General features: G+C 29.9%; 4 protein-coding genes. 1 reads left to right on the top strand and 3 read right to left on the bottom strand.

Going from position 1 to position 3007, the window contains the following annotated elements; all coding sequences use genetic code 11:
* Positions 1-82 precede the first annotated feature (82 nt).
* Positions 83-907, top strand: coding sequence for a PDDEXK family nuclease (locus L21TH_RS07740; protein WP_006313460.1), 825 nt, complete (start codon positions 83-85; stop codon positions 905-907).
* 26 nt (positions 908-933) lie between these two features.
* Here L21TH_RS07740 and L21TH_RS07745 read toward each other — a convergent pair whose 3' ends face one another.
* From L21TH_RS07745 to L21TH_RS15220, 3 genes are all read right to left on the bottom strand, one after another.
* Positions 934-1929: a DNA cytosine methyltransferase gene (locus tag L21TH_RS07745; protein WP_006313461.1), complete on the bottom strand. Its 996-nt coding sequence runs from the start codon at positions 1927-1929 to the stop codon at positions 934-936.
* Between the two features lie 142 nt (positions 1930-2071).
* The gene (locus L21TH_RS15215; protein ID WP_081627935.1) at positions 2072-2575 is read right to left on the bottom strand and encodes an integrase core domain-containing protein; all 504 of its coding nucleotides are present in this window, start codon (positions 2573-2575) and stop codon (positions 2072-2074) included.
* A 9-nt stretch (positions 2576-2584) separates the two neighbouring features.
* Positions 2585-2806 (bottom strand): helix-turn-helix domain-containing protein, encoded by a 222-nt coding sequence (locus tag L21TH_RS15220; RefSeq protein WP_162138489.1) that lies wholly within the window; start codon positions 2804-2806, stop codon positions 2585-2587.
* Positions 2807-3007: the final 201 nt, after the last annotated feature.

Below are 3007 nucleotides of genomic sequence, written 5' to 3' on the forward strand. Positions count from 1 at the left end.
TATATTATTTAAATTTCAATATTTGAGTGTCAATTTTGCTCTAAACTTTTGACACTACGTATATTTATAAGGGGGGGATTAAATGGCAAGATGGAGAGACTTTGAGATTGAAAGTGTTAGATATCTTAATCAAAAGTATGGTAGAGAAGATGTTTGCTTCAAAGATGTAGGGGGTAGCAATTCAAATGCACCAGACATTAATGTTATATTGAACTCAGACCATGTGTTTAATATGGAATGTAAGCTATCTCCATCACAAGCTGGACAGTTTGTAGTATTAATAGAACAAGATAAGTTTATATATTCACCAAGAAATATTTATCCAGAAAATATTTACTCAAAGCAAATTATTGAATATTTAAATGAGAACTTTAGTAGTTTTGAGAATGTGGGTCAATCTTCCTTAGACATTCAATGTGATACTTATGTACTGAGTAAATGGGTTGAAAATCACTATCTTCAAAAAGATTCTAGGTTTATTATTACTTCTAATGTAACAAAGGGTTTTAAAGCAATCATACAAACCGAAGAAATAAATAGGTATTTTCAAGTTTCAGCTTGTTTAAGAAGAAAGAAAAGTGGTAGTCGTAATCTTCCTAAGAAAGACTTTCAGATAGCCAAAGAACTCGTTACTGAGCACTTAGAAAGTATGGAATGTGAAGTGGTTAATTACTTTAAGGAAGGTAAAAAAACATATTTAGAAGTTAATACTACTAATGATTTACAAAAAGAGAATTGTTATTTTGGAGGTAACTTTTATCTTTCAGAAGAAATTCCTAGAGAGAAATATTCTGTGAAAAAGTTAAGCACAACTAATAATGCAAATGTTATTTTTAGTTTAATTTACTGTGGCAAAGAGGAAAATTATACAGCAAAACACTTTCTAAAAGCTATTGGACATTACTAAAAAAAGACGAGATATTATTCTCGTCTTTAACTAACTGCCTCTATTGAAGTTTTTAATGAACTTGTTTTCAGGTTGTATTTAGAAACTTTCTCAAGTATTTTAATTAACACTGGTACTGCTACACTATTACCAAATTGTTTCCATGCTTGAGAATCAGAAACTGGAATCTTAAAATCTGGTGGAAATCCTTGGGCTAGAGCACATTCTCTTGGTGCAAGTTTTCGGACTTTATTATTTACTAAGTATGCTCCAGTCTTTGCTCCTGGACCACCACCATGTGCTGAAAGTGTTATGGCGTGTCCCTTAGGACTGTAAATCCTTTCTCCTTGTCCACCTTTGTTTATAGTACCTATCCTAATCGGCTTTAGTTTTCTATCATTAATAGTTATGTCTTTCATATATATATCATCTCTATCTATTATATATTTTTCAGTTTCTGAATCGGGCAGTAAAATATCTTCAAGTGCAATGTCTTCTAAAGTTGGCTTTGGAAAAGAAAAGTTCATTATTCCAAGTTCCTTTCTGAAGCAAACAAAATATAGACGTTTGCGACTCTGAGGAACGCCAAAATCGCTAGCATTCAAAATTTCAGTAAATACATTATACTCCAAGTCTTTCAATATTTTAATCATATTATCAATTGTTTTTCCATCCTTATGTCTTCTAAGGTTAGCTACATTTTCAAGAAAAAGCATTTTAGGTCTATGATATTTTACAATTCTTGCTATTTCAAAGAAGAGTGTCCCTCGTGAATCTTCAAATCCTTTTTGCTTTCCACTTATACTAAATGGTTGACAAGGAAATCCTGCACATAAGATATCATGAGGAGGAATATCTTCACTTTTAATTTTAGTTATATCTCCAGCAGGAATGTCCCCAAAATTAGCTTCGTATGTAATCTTAGCATATTTATCTTTCTCAGACGAAAAAACACAGTTTGCTCCAAATTTTTCTAATGCAATTCTAAATCCACCTATTCCAGCAAAGAGGTCTATAAAACTCATATTTCTTAATTGGTTCATTTTAACTCTCCTTTATAAAGTAATCTAATAACTATTATACCATACGAACATGCGTTCTCAAAAGAGTTTTTGGTCAGAATTATTAATATTTCAAGTGAAGTTTGTTGATTATGTAGCGGCTTAACCCCTTATAATTGAACAATTAAATTTTAACAACTAGCTTTATCTTAGTATTGTTTAAATTTTCTCTATAAAATTTCGTAGGAGTCATATAACCTATAGATGAGTGTATTCTTATATTATTATAGTAATCAATATACCTTATAACTTCTTTGTAGGCTTTTTTAAAACTAGCGAAGCTAAAATACTTTAAGCACTCATCCTGAAGCAGATTATGAAAAGACTCAATATGAGCATTTTTATTAGGAGTTTTTACAGGAATTTGCTCATGATGTATATTGAGCTTTTCACAAGTATATTTAAATGTATTACTTGTAAATTGAGTACCATTATCGGTGCGTATAATTGGTTTACTTTCACTAGAAAGTAAATTCCTTTTTACTAGTGAATTAATTAAGGTTTCTTTTGCGTCCTTAGCTGTACAGCTTAAGCTTATATGAAAATCTATAATACTTCTATCAAAAACATCAATAAAGGATAAAATATAGAAAAACTTTTTGCTACTAGTAATATAACCATATTTAATATCAGCTTCTCAAAGTTGATTAGAACCATTAATAATTCTGTTCATAGCTATTTTTCTTGGATATTTAGGTTTCATTTCCCTTTGGGGCTTAAGTATTCTAAGTTGCTTACAGATTATATATACTTTCTTTTTATTAATAATAAGGTTATATTTTTTCCTTAAAAGGTGGGTTATCTTAATATAACCATAACAGTAGGCTTGGCCTTTTATGAGCTCTTTAATATACTTCATTACCTGTAAATCACTAACTTTTTCACCAGAAGTATTATAACTATATCCTGGAATTGGTCGACCTTTTCTAGGATGATTGTACGAATCATTGTTTGGCTTCTTTTTATTGTAGTACCAATTTGAACGACTTATATTTAGTATATGATGTTAGTATAATATTGTAGACACATTTTCTCGAACATTATAAAATAAAATTAATGG

Origin of the sequence: Caldisalinibacter kiritimatiensis (assembly GCF_000387765.1) — a bacterium.
GTDB lineage: Bacteria > Bacillota > Clostridia > Tissierellales > Caldisalinibacteraceae > Caldisalinibacter > Caldisalinibacter kiritimatiensis.